Raw genomic sequence first — 20,365 nt, 5'->3', positions numbered from 1 at the left:
TCGTGAACGAATCTTTTGATGCCTCGACACTTTTGGGCCTTTGATCCTGTGCTAGTCATTACCGGCGGCGGCAAGTTCCCTAGTTGTTGGTGGGTGGTGGTTGGGGTTGGAAGGGTGTGTACCACCACCAGTCGGCGCGTTCGCCGGTAGGTCCCGCACACGGCGCCACCGCAGGCGGGGGTGTGGTTGGTGGGCGCGCCAGCGATCCCGGGCTTAGTGCTCGGCCCGCGTCGTCGATGACGGTGAGCGCGCCGGCGGGTCCGGTGATGGTGATCATGCCGCGATGGTGCAAGCGGTGGTGATAAGGGCAGAGCAGTACCAGGTTGGCCAACTCGGTGGGGCCGCCGTCTTCCCAGTGCCGCAGGTGATGGGCGTGAAGACCGCGGGTGGCCCCACAGCCGGGCACCACGCAGGTGCGGTCGCGGTGCTCGAGCGCGCGGCGCAGCCGCCGGTTGATCACGCGGGTCGACCGACCTGAGCCGATGACCTCGCCGTGACGTTCCAACCACACCTCGCAGGTGGCATCACACATCAAGTAGCGGCGCTCGGCGTCGGACAGCAGCGGACCCAGATGCAATGCCGCCGCACGCTTTTCAACGTCGAGGTGCACCACCACGGTGGTGTGCTGCCCGTGTGGACGGCGGGCCGCCTCGGCGTCCCAACCCGCCTCGATGAGGCGCATAAACGCCTCACCAGTGTTCGGCAACGGGGGCCGCTGACCTGAAGCACTCGCGCCCTCGCCGTGATCGCGTTTCCACTGGGCGATCAGCGCATCCCGATGAGACGCCAACGCCGCGTCGAACTTCGCTGCATCCAGGTGGCCAAGTGTGATCCGATAGCAGCTGCCGTGCTCGCTGGTGGTCGCGGTGATCGACCGCTCGGGCTCGGGCCGCGGTTCGGGGTCAGGTCGGGGTTCCAGCTTCACCGCGGTGCGCAGCTGATTGACCGTGGCCACCGACGCCAGCTGCGCGTAATGCTCATCCGAGCCCTGCCCGGCGCGCGCCGCGATGACGCCGACCTGATCTAGCGACAGCCGACCTTCCCGCATGCCCGCCGCGCAGCGCGGGAACTCCTGCAGCCGGCCCGCGATGGTGGCGATTGTGTGGGCGTTGGCCGGCGAGCAGCCGGTCTTCCAAGCCACCAACGCCGGCACCGACCGCGCGCCGGTCATGCCGCACAGCTCGTCGCGCTCGATCTCGGCCACGATCTCCACCATGCGCCCATCAATCGCGTTGCGCTGACCGGTCAACTCCGCCAACTCCTCGAACAACACCTCAAGACGCTCTTTAGGACTGGCCACCACGACGCCGGCGGATGCGTTCGAAGACATGACCCCATCATCGCAGCCACCACCGACAAAACCGGCGCGCAGCCGCCCGAGGTCCCACCACGGCCCACCCGAAAGCTGGTGAGATTTACGAGGATTGATCGGAAGCTTTGCATTAACCGCAATCGCTGACGAGCAGGCGGTAGCCGGCGTCGAGTTGTTGTTGCTCAAGCAGATCGACGTGCCGCTGCTGCCATCTTCCCGAGTGCAGGTCGGCCGCGAGCCGGGCCAGGCCGTCGTCCAGCGAGCTTTGATCCGCATACGCCAACATGGAAATACCCGCGCGGACGGTGGCGTCAAGATAGGCCTCGGGTCTACGCCAATAGGCGGCACCGAATCCGTCGGTGCAGTCATGTGGTACGGGCACCGTGTGCACCTCCGCCCCTCCCAGTAACTCAACAAGTCGCGCGATTGGAACATGAAGCTCTTCGTTGATCCGAGCGGCGGCGGGCAGGTATTCGCTAAGCAACCAGAACTTCTCAATCACGGATTGATCCCACGTCAGCACGACTATCCGGTGGCGCACGACGCGGCGCAATTCGTCGATTCCGGCCATCAGGTCATGCCAGTGGTGCACTGTCAGCATCGCCATCGCGGCGTCAACGCACCTGTCGCGCAGTGGCAAGGCCTCCGCCATACCCTGGACACACGGCGCTGCTCCCACGGGACGCTGCGCGATCATCACCATGCTGGGCTCGACCGCGGCGACCGTCTGGGCCGGTTCATAGGAGCCCGTTCCTGCCCCAACGTTGACGACCGTGCCCATCGTGGCGAGCGCGGCATGCACTTGCGCGGCGATCCGCGGATCGGCACGACGAGTGCTGCGATAGGTAGCACCGATCCGGTCGTAGGCGACCATCAACTCAGGATGACGCAAGGGGGTTCGAATACGCCAGCATCGGCGGCCGCCGGTTTCGACTAAATCAGGTCGATCGACTTCCCGGTGGCCGCCGCGTGGCCCGCCCGGTAGCCGAAAACCATTGCAGGACCCAGTGTTCCGCCGGCGCCGCCGTAGGCCCGCCCGGTCACGCCACCCATCGCATTTCCCGCGGCGAAAAGGCCCGGTATCGGCTCGCCGCTGACATGCAAAACCCGGGCGTCGTGATCGGTGCGCGGTCCACCCTTGGTGCCCATCGCGCCGATGCTCACCGGAACCGCGTAAAACGGGGCGGTGTCGATCGGGCCCAGCGTCTTACCGGCCGGGGTGGTCGCGCTGTCGTCGCCCCAGTAGCCGTCGTAAGCGCTGGAGCCGCGGCCGAAGTCGGGGTCTGCGCCGGCAGCCACATGGCGGTTCCAGTTTTCGACGGTGCGGGTGAGACCGTCGGCGTCGATGCCGGTCTTGGCGGCCAACTCGGTGAGGTCCGCCGACTCACAGAACCAGTCCGGGACCGGTTGGCCCGGCTCAATACCGAGAAAACCGTAGCGCTGCAGGTGAATCGAATCGAACACCATCCATCCGCGGTCGTTGACGTAGCCGCCGCGAGGATCCAGGTAATGGAAGGCGCCGGCCATCGAGTTGTAATCGCAGGCCTCGTTGACGAAGCGCCGGCCGGCCGAGTTGACGATGATGCTGCGGGGCCGCGTTCTTTCCAGCCGCACGCTGCGGCTGCGCGGCTTGCCCTCGATGGTGTCGCCCGGGATTTGGACGATCGGCACCCACCACGCTTCGCCCATGTTGGTCAGGTCGGCCCCGTGCTCCATCGCCATGCGCAAACCGTCGCCGGTGTTGTTGGGCGGCGAGACGGCGCCGTGCATGGGGCCGCGCAGAAAGGCTTGTGTCAGTGCGGGATCCCACTCGAAGCCGCCGGTGCCCAAGATGACGCCATGCCGAGCGCGAACACTGATCATCCGATCCGGCAGGGCCACGCGCACCCCGGTGATTTCCCCGTTTTCGGCGATGAGTCCTTCGGCCCGCGCATTGGTGTGTGGGGTCACCCCGGCGTCCAGCAGGCCCTTGAGGAGCCCGGCTATCAGTGCTGTGCCGGCGACGCACAGATGGCTGGTTCGTTCGTCGATCGCCGCGTGCAGGCGCGCCCGAGTCTCGGCATCGAAACCGACGTTGGACCAGTCCGCCGGGAAAGACGTTATCCGCGTTGCCCATTCGCCGAGCTGGGCCAGATCGAAGGGGGATGCGCTCAGCGACCTGCCCCCCGTCGGCTGCCCGCCCGGTAGTTCGGGACGGTAGTCGGGGAAGCCGGTCGCAATCTCGAACTGAAGACCGCTGTGTGCCTCGATGAAATCGAGCATCGCCGGCCCGGTGCGCACGAACGTTTCGACCAGCTCGTCGTCCATCGATCCCAGCGACTGGGCGCGCAGGTAGCGCAACGCATCGGCGGGCGTCAATTCGCCGTCGGCAGAACGGTTATGGGCGGGGATCCACACGATGCCGCCAGAGACGGCGGTGGTGCCGCCGACGGTCGGAGCCTTTTCGTAGACCGCCACCGAGGCTCCCGCGACGGCGGCGGTCAGCGCTGCGGTGAGGCCGGCGCCGCCACTGCCGAGCACGACGACGTCGACTTCGTGGTCCCATGACATGGGCTGCTATCCCTTCAGCTCAATAGCTCCGACAACTGCGTGGCGGCCTTGACGACCGCGTCTTTTCCGCGCATCACCACGTCTTCTCGGTGGGAAATGAGGTTGATACACGTCGGCGGTGACGGCGCCGGGCGGCGTACCCCCACGGCCAGGCCGTAGGTGTTCGGTTCGATCTCGCCGTAGGTCATCACCCAACCGCGTTGCCGCGCGCGGGAAACCAGCTCGCGTTCGCCCGGCCGCGGAGGCATGCAGGCGAGCAGGGCGATGCCGGCGGCGCCGCGGTCGAGCGGGTACCGGCTGCCTTCGTGGAAGGAGAGTTGGTAGGCGACATGGCTGGGCACGATCACCGCGATCGCCACCTGCTGATCGCCTTCGGCAACGAGTAAGGACACGGTCGTGCCGAGCTCATCGGCCAGGGCGCGCAGCGTCGGCAGGCTCACTTGGCGCACATTGCGATCGAAGGAAGCGCCGAGCGCGGCCAGGCCCGCTGCCGGCCGGTAGCGGCCGTCTTCCCCCTTGGCCACCAGCCGGAACTCGGCCAACGTCGTCAGCAATCGATAGGCGATGGTCCGGTGCACCCCCACCTGGTCGGCGAGTTGTTGCACCGTCAGCCCGCCGGGGGAATCCGCCACCATCTGCAGCGCGGTCAAGCCCCTGGCCAGGGTCTGAGAACCGGTACCGGACCCAGTCACAGCCTTGACAGACCTTCCCACGAGAGCGAAGCTCTATATATAACGCACATTAGTGTGCGATATTAGCACACGGCGTAGGCAGAAAACGAGAACGAGATTTCCCCCGAACTGGAGGCCGGACAGCACCGTGGCGGAGTTCGAGAGCATCTGGAGCGATCTCCAGGGCGTCGCGTTTGAGCAGGGCTACCTCGATGCGGGAGGAATACGGACCCGCTACCTGCGCGCCGGCGATCCCGGCAAGCCCGTGTTGATGATGCTGCACGGATCCGGCGGCCACGCCGAAGCCTACGTACGCAACCTCGGTGCGCACGCCGAGCATTTCTGGACGTGGTCGATCGACATGCTTGGTCACGGGTACACCGACAAGCCGGGGCATCCGCTGGAAGTCGTCCACTACGTCGAGCATCTGATGGCGGTGCTGCGCACCATCGGTGTCAGTCGTGCCTACCTCAGCGGCGAATCGCTCGGGGGCTGGGTGGCCGCGCGCGCCGCGGTCGACCATCCGGATGTCGTCGAGCGACTGGTGCTCAACACCGCCGGCGGATCTCAGGCCGATCCCGTGGTGATGCAGCGGATCATCACGCTGTCCATGGCGGCCGCCGAGGACCCGACCTGGGAAACGGTGCAAGCGCGCATCAAATGGCTGATGGCCGACAAGTCCAAGTCTTACGACGATCTGGTCGCCAGCCGCCAACGCGTATACCGGCAACCGGGATTCGTCTCCGCGATGAGCGACATCATGGCGCTGCAGGATCCGGAGATTCGCGCACGCAACATCCTCGGGCCGGACGAATACGGGTCGATCATCGCCCCGACGCTGGTGCTGTGGACCAGTGACGACCCCACCGCGGACGTGACGGAAGGACGCCGGATGGCGTCGATGATTCCGGGTGCGCGCTTCGAGGTGATGCCCGGTTGCGGCCATTGGCCGCAGTACGAGGACGCCAAGACCTTCAATCAGTTGCATCTCGACTTTCTGCTGGGCCGGTGATGGTCGCACCGGGGCAGGAGTTTGCTGACATCGAGACGGACGTCTTGGTGGTGGGCGCGGGCCCGGTTGGTTTGACCCTCGCCAATATCCTTGGCCTGCAGGGCATTCGCACGGTGGTGGTGGACGAGCGGGACACCCTGATCGACTACCCTCGCGGGGTCGGCCTGGACGACGAGGCGCTGCGGACCTTCCAGTCGATCGGACTCGCCGACCGGGTGCTGCCGCATACCGTGCCAAATCAGATTCTGCGGTTCGTCGACGCCAAGCGGCGTGTGCTCGCCGAAATGGCCCCTCCTGACGCATGTTTCGGCTGGCCGAAACGAAACGGCTTCGTCCAACCGCTCGTCGACGCCGAATTGCTCACCGGCCTGGACCGATTCGAACACGTCCAGGTGTGGTGGGGGCGTCCGATGACGGCATGCCGGGAGGGCGGCGACGGGGTGACCGTCGAGCTCGGTGGCGGCGCCCAAAACGACGGTGACTCACGCGTGCGGGCGCGCTATGTGGTCGGGTGCGACGGCGGCCGCAGCATGACACGCCGGGTGATGGGCGTGTCGTTCGACGGAACGACGTCGCCGACCCGGTGGCTGGTGGTCGACATCGCCAACGACCCGCTGGGGCACCCGAACAGCGAGGTCGGTGCCGACCCCGAACGCCCGTATGCCTCGATCTCGATCGCTCACGGAATTCGCCGCTTCGAGTTCATGATTCACGCCCATGAGACGGACGAGCAGGCCGAAGATCCCGCGTTCCTGACGCAGATGTTGGCCAGGATGGTGCCCCACCCCGACCGGGTCGACGTGATCCGGCGCCGGGTGTACACCCACCACTCGCGGATCGCCGGTGCGTTCCGCCAGGGCCGGCTGCTGCTCGCCGGCGATGCCGCCCACCTGATGCCGGTCTGGCAGGGGCAGGGGTACAACAGCGGGATCCGCGACGCAGCGAACCTGGGCTGGAAGCTCGCCGCGGTGGTGAGCGGCCGCGCCGACGACAAGCTCCTGGACACCTATGACGTGGAACGCCGCAAGCATGCCCGCGCGATGATCGACCTGTCCACCATGGTGGGCCGGGTGATCTCGCCGACCAACCGCCGCGTGGCGGCGGCGCGCGATCTCCTGGTGCGGTCGGCGTCAATTGTCCCGTCGCTCAAGCGTTATGTGCTGGAAATGCGGTTCAAGCCGATGCCGCGCTACGAGCAGGGGGCCGTCGTGCACGCCGCGCCAGGGTGCACCGATTCGCCGGTGGGCACGCTGTTCGTCCAGCCGCGCGTCGACACCCGCGACCAGCAGGACGTGTTGCTCGACGACGTGCTCGGTTCGTGGTTCGCCGTGCTGTGCTGGAACAACAACCCCCGCAAGATTCTCGGCGATGTGGCGTTCGCGAGCTGGAAAGCCCTGGGCGCCCGGTTCTTTGCGCTGCGCCCGGCGACCCAGCTGCACTGGGCCGGACACGACGACCCCGACGTGGTGGTGGTCGGTGATCGGCACGGCGGCCTCAAGTCCTGGTTCGACACGCACTCGGACTCGGTGCTGTTTTTGCGCCCCGACCGATGCATCGCGGGTGCCTGCATCGCTCAGCGCGCGCCCGACCTGAGTGCCGCGCTCCTGGACGCACTCACACTTACGCCGCGAGGGGGTGATCTACAAAGTGGCACTGGCTCTGTGCTGTATGTCGCACAGCCCTCTCCTGAATCTTCCGGGGCCGTCGCGGGACCTGCTTGACGACATCGAGGGCGCAATCGCGGAAGCCCGAAGCTTCGTCGAAGAGTATGACCCCGAACTCGTGGTCAGCTTCTCACCGGATCACTACAACGGCTTCTTCTATAAGGTGATGCCGCCCTTCTGCATTGGCACCAGCGCCCAGGGGGTGGGCGACTACGGCACCCACGCCGGTCCGCTGAACGTGCCGGAGACGCTTGCGACCGAGTGCGCGAAGGCGATCCTCGACGCGGGCGTCGACATCGCGGTGTCGGCCAGCATGGATGTAGATCACGGCACGATCCAGCCGCTGGAGAAGCTCTTCGGCGACGCCACATCGCGTCCCGTGATACCGATCTTCGTCAACGCCATCGGCGTGCCGCTGGGCCCGATGCATCGCTGCCGCGCGCTCGGCGCCGCCGTCGGCAATTACCTTGCCAGCCTGGACAAGCGAGTGCTCATCCTGGGATCCGGCGGGCTCTCGCACAGCCCGCCGGTGCCGAACCTGGCGACCGCGCCCGCACCCATGCTGGAGCGGATCGTGCACGGCCGCCCGATGACGCCCGAACAGCGGCACGCCCGCCAAGCCGCCGTCATCGACGCGGCCAGAAGCTTCGCCGCCGGCGAGAGCGACCTGCAGGCACTCAACCCCGCATGGGATCACCGATTCCTGGACATCATCGACGGCGGGCGACTCGCCGAATTGGATGGGTGGTCGAATTCGTTCGTCGCCCATGAGGGCGGCAGCTCCGCGCACGAGATCCGCACCTGGGTGGCGGCATTCGAGGCGCTGGAATCGGCGGGACCGTACGAAATCAGCGGGCGGTTCTACCAACCCGCGCCCGAACTGATCGCCGGTTTCGCCATCAGAACGGCACTTCCGAAGTGACGTCCGCACTGGACGGTTTCGATCACGTCGTCGACGTTCTCATCGTCGGGTCCGGCGGTGGCGGCATGACGGCCGCGCTGACGGCCCACGCCGCCGGCCTCGACACGCTGGTGATCGAAAAGTCGTCGTACTTCGGGGGTTCCACGGCCCTGTCCGGCGGCGGCATCTGGGTGCCCGGGGCCCCCGCACAGCGGCGCGAGGGCTATGTGCCCTCACCCGAGGACGTTGTGGGTTATCTCAAATTGATCACCGACGGATTGGTCAGTGAGGCGCGGCTGCGGCAGTACGTCGAGTCCGCACCACAGATGCTGCAGTTCTTGGAGCAACTGTCCGGGTGGTGCGAATTCGTGTGGAAGCCCGGCTATGCCGACTACTACCCGGAGCTTCCCGGCGGCTCGGAACTGGGCAGCACCATCAACGTGCCGCCCATCGACCTGCGGAAGCTGGGCCCCGACGAGCAGAAGCTGTTGCAGCCCCTGGCCCTGGCGCCGAAGGGAATCTGGTTGGGGCCCAAGGAGCTCCGTCAGTTCTACCGGATCAGGCAGTCCTGGACGGGTAAAGGAGTGCTGCTGAAGCTGATTGGGCGAATGGTCCGGGCGAGGGTGTTCGGTGAGCGGATGGCCGCGATCGGGCAGTCGCTGGCGGCCCGGCTCCGGCTGGCGCTGCGCGAACGCGGCATTCCGCTCTGGCTGGAGTCGCCGATGGTCCAGCTGCTGACCGAGTCCGACGGGTCGGTCACCGGTGCGGTGGTGGAACGGGAGGGCACGCCACAGCGGATCGGCGCACGACGGGGCGTCATCCTGGCGTCCGGCGGATTCGACCACGACCTCGCCTGGCGCAAGGAGCTCCTGCCCGAGGTGGATCAGGACTGGAGCTTCGGCAATCCCGCGGCCATGGGCGATGGCATCCGCGCCGGCCAGAAAATCGGTGCCGCAACGGATCTGCTGGACGAAGCCTGGTGGTTCCCTGCGATTCAGTGGCCGGATGGCCGCATGCAGTTCATGCTCAACGAACGGATGATGCCGGCGCAGTTCATCGTCAACGGTGCGGGCAAGCGCTTCATCAACGAGGCGGCTCCTTACATGGACTTCGGTCACGCCATGATCGAGGGCCAGCGATCCGGCGTCACCCACATCCCGTGCTGGCTGATCACCGACCACAGATCGTTCAACCGCTACGTCGTCGGAGGACACCTGCCGATACCCAAGATTCCGGGAGCGCCGGTTCCCACCGGCCGGAAGATCCCGCCGGCCTGGCTGGAATCGGGCGTCGTCAAAGCGGCCAGGACGTGGGACGAAATGGCGGCCAAGATCGGCGTGCCCTCCGACCAGCTTGCCGAAACCGCCAGCCGCTTCAACGAACTCGCCCGCAGGGGCCACGACGACGATTTCAACCGCGGCGACAGCGTGTACGACAACTACTACGGCGACCACACCTTGCCCAACCCGAACCTGTATCCGCTTGGTGATCCTCCGTACTACGCCTTCCGGATCGTGCTCGGGGACCTCGGGACCTCGGGCGGCCTGCTGACCGACGAACACGCCCGCGTGCTGAGGGCCGACGGCAGCGTGGTGCCCGGCCTGTACGCGGTGGGTAACACCTCCGCCCCGGTGATGGGCCGCAGCTATGCCGGTGCCGGGGCGACCATCGGCCCGGCCATGACTTTCGGCTATGTCGCCGCGAAACACGTTGCGGACCAAGCAGCCAACCGAGCCCTTAATACTCATAGGAGGTAACGATGAAAATCTCACTGTTCTACGAATTCGCCCTGCCGCGACCCTGGGCGCCCGACGACGAACACGTCCTGCTGCAGGACTGTCTCAACGAGGTCGAGGCCGCGGACAAAGCGGGTTTCTCCACCGTGTGGTTGACCGAGCACCACTTCCTCGAGGAGTACTGCCACTCGACGGCACCGGAGATCTTCTTGGCGGCGGCCAGCCAGCGGACCAAGAACATTCGGCTGGGGTTCGGCATCATGCACCTGCCGCCGATCGTCAATCACCCCGCCCGGGTGGCCGAGCGCATCGCCACCCTCGACCTGCTCTCCAACGGCCGCGTCGAATTCGGCACCGGGGAATCGTCGTCGGTCGGCGAACTCGGCGGATTCAACATCGACCCCGCCGACAAGCGGGCGCAGTGGGAAGAGGCCCTCGAGGTCTCGATCCGGTGCATGATCGAGGAGCCGTTCACCGGCTTCAACGGCGAACACGTCCAGATGCCGGCGCGCAACGTCGTCCCCAAGCCGCTGCAGAAGCCGCACCCGCCGGTCTGGGTCGCCTGCACGCGGCCGGCCAGCGTCCAGATGGCGGCCCAAAAGGCGATCGGCGCACTCAGTTTCGCCTACACCGGTCCCGGACCGCTCACCGAGCGCGTCAACGGCTACTACAAGGAGTTCGAGGAGAACGGCGTCCCGGTCACTCCCCAGATCAACCCCAACATCCTGGCGATCGGCGGTGACCTGTCGATGATGGTGGCCAAGACCGATGAGCAGGCCCTGCAGCGCCTCGGGCAGGGCGGCGGATTCTTCTCGTTCGGGATCATGCACTACTACATGACCGGAGTACACACGCCGGGACGGACCGGCGTGTGGCAGCGCTACCTCGAAGAGGTGGAGAAGGATCCGACGCTGGCGTACGGGCCCGGCCGCGGTGCGATCGGTTCGCCGGCCACGGTGCGCGAGTTCCTGCGCGGCTACGAGGAGAGCGGCGTCGACGAGATCATCTTGCTGCTCAACCCCCGTAGCCACGAGGGCACCATGGAATCCATCGAGCTGATGGGCAAAGAGGTGCTCCCCGAATTCATCGAGCGGGACGCAAAGGCCGTGGCGGAAAAGGTGAAACGGCTGGAGCCCGTCATCGAAAAGGTGGAGGCGCGCCGGCCGAAGTCGACCGCACCGCAATTCGACGAGGATTACTCGTTCGGTGGACTCCCGACCGGTCGCGGCGGTAAGTTCACCGCCAGCGAGATCCCCGAAGCCATGGCGGAGATAAACGAAGGCCGCGTGCAGGCCGCGCAGCGCGCAAAGGAACAGCAGAGGTAGGGCCGGACGGCATCTGAGCCGGGAGAATTTCGAGGCGAGCCTTGGGAGAGATCGACGAGCTGTGGCGCTACGGCGGCCGCCGTGCCGTGGTGACGGGATGCGCTTCCGGCATCGGCGAACACGTGGTGCGGCAGCTCACCGAGCTTGGGGCCGAAGTCGTCGGACTCGACAAACGGCGACCCGACTTCGCGATCGACGAATTCCATGAGGTCGACCTGGCAGATCGGACATCGATCGACGCGGCGGTAGCCGGGGTAACGGGTCGGGTCGATGCGCTGTTCAATGTTGCCGGCGTGTCGTCCGGGATCGGCGATCCGCCACTCGTGGTGACCATCAACTTCCTGGGGATGCGTCACCTCACCGAGGCACTGATCCCGAAGATGGTCGCGGGGTCCTCCATTGTCGGCGTGTCCTCTCTCGCCGCTGCCGCGTATCGGGAGCACCTGAGAGACGTGGCGCCGCTGCTGAATACGGCGACGATGCAGGAGGGTATCGACTGGTGCCGTGAGCATCCCGACGCGCTGGGCACCGGCTATCAGCTGTCCAAGGAAGCGATCATCCTGTACACCATGCGCAGCGCCATGCCGCTGGGCGCGCGGGGAATCCGCATCAACTGCACCGGCCCCGGGGTCACCGAGACACCGATCCTGGACCAGCTGCGTACGGCGTACGGACAGGGCTTCCTCGACGACATTCCCAAGCCGCTGGGCCGCGTCTCGGGACCCGCCGAGCAGGCCGCGGTGTTGCTCTTCCTGAATAGCAATGCCGCCAGCTATATTTCGGGCCAAGTGGTGTGGGTCGACGGCGGAAACGTGGGCGCCGCAATCGCGCGTGAACTCGAGGAAGGGCGTGTCCAGTGGCCAGTGTGACCGACTTTCGCCGGACCGCCCGCGACGTCAGCAACTGGGGCCGCTGGGGTGATGACGACGAACTCGGCACACTGAACTTCATCACCGAGGCCAAGATCGCCCAGGCCGCAAGCCTGGTCCGGCACGGCAAAGTGTTTCCCCTCGGCGTGGACTTCGGCTCGTCGGGGCCGCAGGGCGCCTTCGGTTTTCGGCACAACCCGGTCCACGTCATGACGGTGGACGGCGGTGACGCCAGCACGCTGGCCCAGTACGGGCCGGATTGGGAACGGAACCCGACGGCGGCGCAGATGGGCCCGTACTTCGTCGACAACCTGTTCCGGTTCAACGACGACATGATCATCATGCCGTTGCAGGCGGCCACCCAATGGGACGCGTTGTCGCACGTCTACTACGACGACCAGCTCTACAACGGTATCCCGGCCGGTTCGGTGACCAGCCTCGGCGCACGGCATCTCGGCATCGAGAAGGTCGACGGTAAGGGCATCACCTCCCGCGGTGTGCTGCTGGACCTGGTGCGCCACCGGGGCGCGGAGGTGTTCCTGGAGCACGGAAATCCCATCACCCCCGAGGAATTGGACGATGTCGTCCGCGCACAGGATGTGACGATCGGTCGGGGTGACATCCTGCTCATCAAAACCGGTTGGTGGACAAGGTATCTGCAGACCGGAAACAAAACCGAACGGTATTCGGGCCTGGACTGGCGATGCGCGCAGTGGATGCACGATCACGAGATCGCCGCGGTCGCTGCCGATAACCTCCAAGTTGAAGACCCGGTGTCCGGGGTCGACGGTGTGTTTTTGCCCTTCCACCTGCTGACGCTGCGGGACATGGGCATGATGCTCGGTGAATACTGGGATTTGACCGCTCTGGCAGCCGACTGCGCAGCCGACGGCGTCTACGAGTTCCAGCTCATCGCACCGCCGCTGAGATTCGTTGGGGCAGTGGGCTCACCGGTGAACCCGATCGCGATCAAATGATGCAACGAAGAACCATCTCGGTTGACGGGCTGACCACCAGCTATCTGGAAGCCGGCGAAGGCGATCCGGTGGTGCTGCTGCACGGCGGTGAGTTCGGGGCCGGCGCCGAGCTCGGGTGGGAGCGCAACATCGAAGCGCTTGCCGCCCGTTACCGGGTGCTGGCGCCGGACCAGCTGGGGTTTGGGCAGTCCGCCAAGGTCATCGACTTCGTCGACGGTCGTGGCATGCGGATTCGGCATGTGGCGCGCTTTTGCGAACTGCTCGGCGTCGACTCTGCGCACTTCGTCGGCAATTCGATGGGCGCCATCAATCTGCTCACCGACGCCACGTCGGGCACACGATTACTGCCGGTGCACAGCTTGGTGCTTATCTGCGGCGGCGGGGAGATACAGCAGAACGAGCATTTCGAGGCGCTGCAGAACTATGACGCAACGGTGCCTGGCATGCGCCGCATCGTCGAGGCGCTGTTCTTCGACTCCGGCTATCCAGCCGACGACGGCTACGTGCGCCGCCGCCACGAATCGAGCACAGCGCCGGGGGCATGGGAGGCCGTGGCGGCGGCCAGGTTTCGCCGCCCCGGCGCCACGCCGTCCGCGGCGCCGTCGACCACACGAGCCTACAAACGCATCGGCGTGCCAACGCTTGTCCTCGAGGGTGCAGAGGACAAGCTCCTTCCGGCCGGCTGGGCCGCCGAGATCGCCAAACAGATCGACGGGGCCCGTTCGGTCGTGGTCGACAAGGCCGGCCACTGCCCCCAGATCGAGCAGCCTTCGGTGGTCAACCAGCTGCTGATGGATTTCTTGGGCGCCGTCTGAAGGTCATTGGTGCTCCTCGTCATTGGCTCACGTGCTGTTATTGCGAGGCGGAGCTCAACCGCCCGCGCTAGCCCATCCGAGTATCGCGAGTCGCCCGGCATTCGGGCATTGCCCCTCGATCGTGCCAATGCGGGTGAGCCTGAGGCTATCTCGGGTAGGCGGAATCAAACGGCCGCACCGCCGCCGTCGACGTGGAGGGTAGAGCCGGTGATGAAGCTGGCCCGTGGGGAGCTGAGAAAGAGGATGGCCTCCGCGATCTCGGACGCGAACGCGGTGCGGCCGAGCGGCAACGCCCTTCCGAGTTCCTCGTTCACGTCGCCCCATGCGGCGGCCACCCCGATTGTGCGGGTGGGGCCGGGCGCCACGCTGTTGACCCGCACCCCGGCCGCCCCGAATTCGGCGGCCCAGGTGCGGGTGAGCGACTCCAGCGCGGCCTTGGAGGCGCTGTAGCCCGATGCGCCGGGGATCCCCTTGAACGCCGCCATGCTGGTGACGTTGACGATGCTCCCACGGCGTCGTGCCAACATTCCCGGGATCAGGCCGGCGACCAGAAAGTAGGCGCCGCGGACATTGGTGTCGAACACCGTCTCGAACATCGCCATGTCCTGTTCGACCGTGTGTGCGGACGGGAAGCTGCCGGCGTTGTTGACGATGATGTCGACCTCGCCGCACCGCCGTACAAGCGAATTCACCGATTCGGCGTCGGCCATGTCGGTTTGGACGAACCGTGCGTTCGTACCGATGGCTTCCGCGGCTTGGTCACCTTTGGTCCGGTCGCGGCCGGCGATGATGACGGTGGCGCCTTCGCTTGCGAGCAGTCGCGCGGATTCCAGTCCGATTCCCGCTGTTCCGCCGGTGATCACGGCGGTCTGATCCATCAGCTCCATTCGAAGTCGACCCCGCGGACGCCTACTTGGCGTTGCTGGGCACCTGGGCTGTCAGCCAGTCACCGAATCGAGTGGAGTAGATCGTCACTTCTTCGCCCTCGATGGGAACGATCATGCGCTCGTCGAGCACGGCGCCGTAATACTGGGCATTCGGGTCGGTTACCACCCGGCGTGTGTCGCCGGTTGCGGCAAAGCGGGTCCGGATGAAGTCGTCCATGCCTTGCTTCTCTGGACCGGCGATATTGATCAGTCCGGCCGGATCTCCGACCGAGGCGCGAGTGACAGCCGTGGCGACATCTGCGGCGGCGATCGGCTGGAATGCGCCATGCGGGGCGCGCACCGTGTCGCCCTCGGCCAGCGAATCGGCAATGCCCTCAACGAATTCGAAGAACTGAGTAGCCCGCACGATCGTGTAGGGAGCGCCGGATTCGGTGATCAGCTTCTCTTGGGCGACCTTGGCGCGCATATAGCCACTTGCCGCCGCTCGGTCGGCTCCCACGATCGACAATGCAACGTGGTGGTGCACACCGGCCGCGCGCTCGGCCTCGAGGAGGTTCCGGGTTGAGGTCGTGAAGAAGTTCAAGACGTCCTCGTCGGCCCAGGACGGGGAGTTGGACACGTCGACCACGGTGTGGACATCGGCGACGGCCTCGGCGAGACCTTCGCCGGTAATGGTGTTGACCCCGGAGCTCGGCGAGGCCGCAACCGCCTCGTGTCCCAGTTCGTCGAGCTGGGTGACTACCTGCGACCCGATGAGTCCGCTACCGCCGATTACCAGAACCTTCATGATCACGCCTTTCCGAATTTCCCGATGAACTGGTGTATTCAGCATGGCGCTGAACGACGCCGCCCGGAACCCTGGAAAGTCCGTAGTCTTATCGGCTCAGGGGGCCAAGTCGCAACCCCGGAGCTGTCTGCGCGAGGTGATGCCGAGCTTGGCAAACACCTTCCGCAGATGCCATTCGACGGTGTGCGCGCTGATGAACAACTGAGCGGCGATCTCGGGATTGGTCAGGCCCTCCCCGGCCAGGCGCGCGATCTGCGCCTCCTGGGGCGTCAACTCGTCGCCCGGGGCGGCGGGTCGCTTACTCACCTTCTGGCCCGTGACCAACAGTTCGCGGCGCGCCCGCGCGGCGAACGCCTCGGCGCCCATCCGTCCGAACATCTCGTGGGCAGTCTGCAGCTGTGTGCGGGCATCGATGCGTCGATTGCAGCGGCGCAGCCACTCTCCATAGATCAGATGGGCACGGGCCAGTTGCACCGTGATGCGGGTGCGTTCGAGCTTTTCGATCGCCTCTCGGTAGAAGTTCTCGGCCTTGCGGTCGTGGACCAGCAGCGCTCGCGATCGGGCTAAAATGCCTGCAGCCCAGTCTGTTCCGCTTGCTGTCGCGCGCTCTTCCAGTTGGCGCAGGGCATCGTTCGCCGCTTCGCGCTCGCCGCTTCGAGCGCCGGCTTCGATGAGTTCGATGAGACACCAGCCGAACAGACCGAGATCTTCGTGTTCGCATGCCTGCCGCGCGGAATCGAACGCGTCGTCGTAGCGGCCGAGGCCGTTGTACAGCAAGGCTTTCGTGTAGCCCGCCAAACCGACGATTCGTCCTTCACCCCTTGCCATTCCGTCGGCGGCAGCGGTGTCGATCAGCTTGTGCGCCTCCGCGTCGACGCCGCGCCAGGCGGCCAGCAGCACCGATTGGTACTTCACTGGGGCATAGCCGGTCGCGGCGCTGATGGCGCTGGCTTCGTCGATCAGCGCCGAAGCCGACGCGAACTCTCCAGCCTGTAGGTGTACGCCGGCGCGGTAGGCCAGCGCGTGCGGTAACACCGCGAGCGCGCCCGCATCACGTGCGAGACGGACGGCGTGCGTGGCAAGCCGGTGCCACACTTCGTCGTCCCATGTTTCGTGGACGCTGGATTCCTGAACGATCGGGAAGGCTCGCCAGAACCAGTGCATGACGTCGTCGCCACGCTCGGCTTCGGCATCGATGAGTGTCAGTGCACGCCGCAGCGGCGCCAGGCTCGGAACGAGACCGGCTGTGGCTCGCAGTGCGATGCCGTCGAGGAGGAGATCGACCGCCCGTTCGGGCTTCGGCGCGGGTGGGGCCGCGCGGGCGGCTTCAGCGACCAGGTGAATACCGCCGTGCGGGCACAGCCGGCCGCCGAACATCGCCGCCCCCAGCGCGTCCAAATACGTCTCCCGAGATTGTGCGTCGTCGAGTGTTTCCAGCCGGCGGGCGGCATCGAGGAGACCGACGGCGGCATCGGAAACCGTAGGTGCATCGGCATCTCCGTTCCGGCGTCGAGCGAAAATCATTTGCGCGCGCAGCCTGGCGCTTCGGGCCCGCCCGAGTTCGTTCAGCGACGCGTTCTCGGCGATGGTCAGCAGTTCGTCCGCGGCGTCGAAAGCCGCCACGTCGCGCATGGCCTGAGCGGCGGCCAAGGCCCGTGTTCCCCGGCGGGCCGGGTCGGCGGTCAGCTGGGTCGCCCGTTCCAAGAAGGCGGCCGCAGCGGCGGCACCGCCCCGGGCGTGTGCGCGATCGGCGGAGCGCTCGAGCGCGGCAGCGACGGACTCGTCGGGTCCTGGCGCTGAGATCGCCAAATGCCATGCGCGTCGGTCGGGATCGGCGTCGGAATCCGTTGCCTCGGCGAGGGCTTGATGCACCCGGCGGCGCTCCATCAGGTCCGCCGTGCGGTATGCCGCCGAACGCACCAGCGGGTGCCGGAATCGCACTCGCGTCCCGATGTCGATCAGTCCCGCGGACTCGGCGGCTTCCGCCGCACCCAGTGGAAGACCCAAATGTTCTGCGGCGCGCAACAATAGCGCCGCATCGCCAACCGGTTCCGCTGCCGCGGTGACCAAAAGCCGCTGGGACTCTTCGGGCAATGACCGGATGCGTTGGATGAAAACGTGCTCGATCTGTCCCGCCAACGGCTGGACGTCTGGGCGCTGGAAGCCTCCCGCCAGGTCCGCCGCTGTCAGGCCACGGGGCAACTCCAGCAGCGCCAGCGGATTTCCCCGCGTTTCCGCCACGAAGCGATCGAGCACCTGGTCGTCCAGCCGGCCGAGGATGACCGAGTTCAACAATGCGCGAGCGTCGCGCGGATTGAGGCCACGCACAGTCAATTCGGAAAGGCCGGCCAACTCATCGTCGCAGCCGTCACGCACTGCGAACACCATCGCCACGGGCTCTGCGATCAGGCGGCGAGCAACAAAGGCCAACGTCTGGGCCGAGATTCGGTCAATCCACTGGGCGTCGTCGACGAGGAAGATCAGGGGCCTGACCTCGCTCGCTGCGTCGATCAGGCTCAGCATCGCCAACCCGACCAGGAAGCGGTCCGGCGCCGGCCCAGTGCTTCGTCCAAAGGCGACATCCAGAGCACCCCGCTGCGGCGGCGGTAGCCGATCGAGACACTCCAGCAGCGGCAGACAGACTTGCTGCAGGGCAGCGAAGGGGAGTTCCATCTCTGATTCGACCCCCGCCACCCGCGCGGTGAGGCAGCCCGCGGCGTTCTCGGCCGCAAAGTCCAGCAGGGCCGTCTTGCCGATGCCGGCCTCGCCGCGCAGCACCAAGACCTGGCCCCGGCCCGAGCGGGCGCCCGATACCAGCCGATCGAGGGCCGCGCATTCCGCACGTCGACCGCGCAGAGGTGATGCCTGTTGAACTTTCACCCGTACCACCGCTGGAAGAAGATTTGCTGTTCGACCTTACCGGGGCGCGGGTGTCATCACCGCGGTGAGCGGCGCCCCCGTTAAATCAATTGCTTGACTTAACGCGGCATGCGCCGATTAACTCGTCGTGTGGCTAACGAATTGGACGGCAGGGTCGCCATCGTCACCGGCGCGGCCTCCGGCATCGGCCGCGGTCTCGCAGAGCGGTTTGTGGCCGAGGGCGCACAGGTCGTCATCGCCGACGTCGAGACCGATCGCGGCGAGGCGCTGGCGACCTCGCTCGGTGACAACGCCGTCTTTTGCCGGACCGACGTCTCCGACCCCGAACAGGTGCGAGCGCTGGTATCCGGTGCCGTCGAGAAGTTCGGCGGCCTGCACGTCATGGTGAACAATGCCGGGATTTCCAGCCCGCTGCGCAAGTTGCTGGACGACGACCTCAGCGATTTCCACCGCGTGATGGGGGTCAACGTGCTGGGCGTGATGGCAGGAACCCGAGATGCCGCGCGGCACATGGCAGAACACGGGGGCGGGTCGATCATCAACATCACCTCGATAGGCGGCATCCAGGCCGGCGGCGGCGTCATGATCTATCGCGCGTCCAAAGCGGCCGTCATTCAATTCACCAAGGCCGCCGCGATTGAGTTGGCCCACCACGAGATTCGCGTCAACGCCATCGCACCCGGCAACATACCGACGCCGATCTTGGGGAAGTCGGGGACCGGCATGGACCCCGAGCAGCTGAAGCAGTTCGAGGCGCGAATCCGCGAGACGATGCGGGAGGACCGGCCGCTGAAGCGCGAGGGCACTCCCGATGACGTCGCCGAAGCGGCGCTGTACTTCGCCACCGACCGCTCGCGCTATGTCACCGGGACGGTGCTTCCGGTCGACGGTGGGACCGTGGCGGGCAAGCCGATCCGTTCCAAGAAGCACGGGTGACATCGCCGACGGCGCGAGCGTGACGGTGCGGTCACGGTCGGGCTCCAGCGTGACACTGCGGTCACGGTCGCCCAGGCGCGGCGGCGGGCCGGCGGCACGTCAACCCCTGTACGCGCAGCCATTTAAATCAATCGCTTGACTTAAACCCTAGCAGGAGGTTGACTGATCCAATGACCACCGCCGGCCGGACCGTTCGCACCGATCGGGCCAGTTCCACCCAGGAGGCGATCCTGGTGGCGGCCGAGCGCCTGTACGCGGAGCATGGCATGTTCGCGGTGTCCAACCGGCAGGTCAGCGAGGCCGCCGGCCAGGGCAACAATGCCGCCGTCGGTTACCACTTCGGCACCAAAGCCGACCTGGTGCGGGCGATCGAGCAAAAGCACCGCGGACCCGTCGAGGAGCTCCGCGAGCGGATGGTGTCCGACCTGCTGGCCTCGGGTGGGTCCGGCGAATTGCGCTCCTGGGTGGCGTGTTTGGTGCGCCCACTCACCGATCACCTCGAGCAGCTGGGAAACCCGACGTGGTACGCGCGCTTCGCCGCCCAGGCCATGACCGATCCGGCCTACTACAACATCGTCGTCAAAGGCGCGCTCAGCTCGCCGTCGCTGGTGCAGGTCGTCGACGGCTTCAACCGCTGCCTGCCCAACTTGCCCGCGGATGTGCACTTCGAACGCAACATCATGGCCCGAAACCTGTTGATGCACACCTGCGCCGATCGTGAACGCGCCTTCGCCACTGGCGCGATGACGTCCCATCGTCCATGGCGGGCTGCGGCATCCGGGCTCATCGACGCGATCGTCGGCCTGTGGCTGGCGCCGGTGACGGCGTACGAGTGAAGGACTCGCCGATGAAAGTGACTGTCGACCAAGACGTTTGCGCCTCTTCGGGGAACTGCGTGATGAATGCGCCCGGCGTGTTCGATCAGCGCGATGACGACGGGGTCGTCGTCCTCCTCAACCCCAATCCAACGTCCGAACAGTCCGAAGGCGCGCGGCGGGCGGCGGCTGCCTGCCCCGCGCTCGCCATCCACATCGAGGAATGAC

General features: G+C 66.3%; 18 protein-coding genes. 11 read left to right on the top strand and 7 right to left on the bottom strand.

All coding sequences use genetic code 11. The features are described 5' to 3' along the window. Window positions 1-79: 79 nt before the first annotated feature. From AC5Y4T_RS08295 to AC5Y4T_RS08280, 4 genes are all read right to left on the bottom strand, one after another. Complete coding sequence (locus AC5Y4T_RS08295) at window positions 80-1,330, bottom strand: HNH endonuclease signature motif containing protein (protein WP_499952635.1); 1,251 nt, start codon at window positions 1,328-1,330, stop codon at window positions 80-82. Window positions 1,331-1,442: 112 nt separating this feature from the next. Further along, window positions 1,443-2,186 (bottom strand): class I SAM-dependent methyltransferase, encoded by a 744-nt coding sequence (locus tag AC5Y4T_RS08290; RefSeq protein WP_499952634.1) that lies wholly within the window; start codon window positions 2,184-2,186, stop codon window positions 1,443-1,445. Between the two features lie 59 nt (window positions 2,187-2,245). Next, window positions 2,246-3,862, bottom strand: a complete 1,617-nt coding sequence (locus AC5Y4T_RS08285) for an FAD-dependent oxidoreductase (protein ID WP_499952632.1) — start codon at window positions 3,860-3,862, stop codon at window positions 2,246-2,248. Between the two features lie 14 nt (window positions 3,863-3,876). Beyond that, window positions 3,877-4,554: an IclR family transcriptional regulator gene (locus AC5Y4T_RS08280; RefSeq protein ID WP_499918775.1), complete on the bottom strand. Its 678-nt coding sequence runs from the start codon at window positions 4,552-4,554 to the stop codon at window positions 3,877-3,879. A gap of 127 nt (window positions 4,555-4,681) precedes the next feature. Between AC5Y4T_RS08280 and AC5Y4T_RS08275 the strand changes: the two genes are divergently transcribed. From AC5Y4T_RS08275 to AC5Y4T_RS08240, 8 genes are read left to right on the top strand one after another with little or no spacing between them, the layout of a single operon-like run. Next, window positions 4,682-5,545: an alpha/beta fold hydrolase gene (locus tag AC5Y4T_RS08275; protein ID WP_499952631.1), complete on the top strand. Its 864-nt coding sequence runs from the start codon at window positions 4,682-4,684 to the stop codon at window positions 5,543-5,545. Next, window positions 5,545-7,266: a bifunctional 3-(3-hydroxy-phenyl)propionate/3-hydroxycinnamic acid hydroxylase gene (locus AC5Y4T_RS08270; RefSeq protein WP_499952683.1), complete on the top strand. Its 1,722-nt coding sequence runs from the start codon at window positions 5,545-5,547 to the stop codon at window positions 7,264-7,266. Before AC5Y4T_RS08275 ends, AC5Y4T_RS08270 begins: the two co-directional genes overlap by 1 nt. Next, window positions 7,214-8,131, top strand: coding sequence for a 3-carboxyethylcatechol 2,3-dioxygenase (locus tag AC5Y4T_RS08265; protein WP_499952630.1), 918 nt, complete (start codon window positions 7,214-7,216; stop codon window positions 8,129-8,131). The genes AC5Y4T_RS08270 and AC5Y4T_RS08265 overlap by 53 nt, the downstream gene beginning before the upstream one ends. 8 nt (window positions 8,132-8,139) lie before the next feature. Beyond that, a complete protein-coding gene (locus tag AC5Y4T_RS08260; protein WP_499952682.1) occupies window positions 8,140-9,867 on the top strand; it encodes an FAD-binding protein in 1,728 nt (575 codons plus the stop codon). Between the two features lie 2 nt (window positions 9,868-9,869). After that, entirely contained in the window at window positions 9,870-11,171 is a 1,302-nt protein-coding gene (locus AC5Y4T_RS08255; RefSeq protein WP_499952629.1) for an LLM class flavin-dependent oxidoreductase, read from the top strand. A gap of 41 nt (window positions 11,172-11,212) precedes the next feature. Continuing rightward, window positions 11,213-12,040, top strand: coding sequence for a coniferyl-alcohol dehydrogenase (locus AC5Y4T_RS08250; protein WP_499952627.1), 828 nt, complete (start codon window positions 11,213-11,215; stop codon window positions 12,038-12,040). Further along, the gene (locus tag AC5Y4T_RS08245; protein ID WP_499952626.1) at window positions 12,028-13,017 is read left to right on the top strand and encodes a cyclase family protein; all 990 of its coding nucleotides are present in this window, start codon (window positions 12,028-12,030) and stop codon (window positions 13,015-13,017) included. Before AC5Y4T_RS08250 ends, AC5Y4T_RS08245 begins: the two co-directional genes overlap by 13 nt. After that, window positions 13,014-13,832 carry an alpha/beta fold hydrolase gene (locus AC5Y4T_RS08240; protein ID WP_499952625.1) on the top strand — a complete coding sequence of 273 codons (819 nt, stop codon included), beginning with the start codon at window positions 13,014-13,016 and terminating at the stop codon, window positions 13,830-13,832. Before AC5Y4T_RS08245 ends, AC5Y4T_RS08240 begins: the two co-directional genes overlap by 4 nt. 164 nt (window positions 13,833-13,996) lie before the next feature. Here the strand turns inward: AC5Y4T_RS08240 and AC5Y4T_RS08235 are convergent, their stop codons facing one another. The 3 genes from AC5Y4T_RS08235 to AC5Y4T_RS08225 all read right to left on the bottom strand — a co-directional run bounded on the left by AC5Y4T_RS08235 (window position 13,997) and on the right by AC5Y4T_RS08225 (window position 18,386). Continuing rightward, window positions 13,997-14,719, bottom strand: a complete 723-nt coding sequence (locus AC5Y4T_RS08235; protein WP_499952624.1) for an SDR family NAD(P)-dependent oxidoreductase — start codon at window positions 14,717-14,719, stop codon at window positions 13,997-13,999. A 22-nt stretch (window positions 14,720-14,741) separates the two neighbouring features. After that, entirely contained in the window at window positions 14,742-15,506 is a 765-nt protein-coding gene (locus AC5Y4T_RS08230; RefSeq protein ID WP_499952623.1) for an SDR family oxidoreductase, read from the bottom strand. A gap of 96 nt (window positions 15,507-15,602) precedes the next feature. Beyond that, window positions 15,603-18,386 (bottom strand): ATP-binding protein, encoded by a 2,784-nt coding sequence (locus AC5Y4T_RS08225; RefSeq protein ID WP_499952622.1) that lies wholly within the window; start codon window positions 18,384-18,386, stop codon window positions 15,603-15,605. A 129-nt stretch (window positions 18,387-18,515) separates the two neighbouring features. Here AC5Y4T_RS08225 and AC5Y4T_RS08220 point away from each other — a divergent pair, with 129 nt between their 5' ends. The 3 genes from AC5Y4T_RS08220 (at window position 18,516) to AC5Y4T_RS08210 (ending at window position 20,364) form a co-directional block, all read left to right on the top strand. Continuing rightward, window positions 18,516-19,322: an SDR family NAD(P)-dependent oxidoreductase gene (locus AC5Y4T_RS08220; protein WP_499918765.1), complete on the top strand. Its 807-nt coding sequence runs from the start codon at window positions 18,516-18,518 to the stop codon at window positions 19,320-19,322. 170 nt (window positions 19,323-19,492) lie between these two features. Further along, window positions 19,493-20,158: a TetR/AcrR family transcriptional regulator gene (locus AC5Y4T_RS08215; RefSeq protein ID WP_499918764.1), complete on the top strand. Its 666-nt coding sequence runs from the start codon at window positions 19,493-19,495 to the stop codon at window positions 20,156-20,158. Window positions 20,159-20,169: 11 nt separating this feature from the next. Beyond that, window positions 20,170-20,364: a ferredoxin gene (locus tag AC5Y4T_RS08210; protein WP_499952621.1), complete on the top strand. Its 195-nt coding sequence runs from the start codon at window positions 20,170-20,172 to the stop codon at window positions 20,362-20,364. Window position 20,365 lies beyond the last annotated feature (1 nt).

The organism is Mycobacterium sp. NGS11 (genome assembly GCF_059813315.1).
The sequence above is the reverse complement of the archived record's forward strand: the minus strand, read 5'-3'. Positions and strand labels throughout refer to the sequence as shown.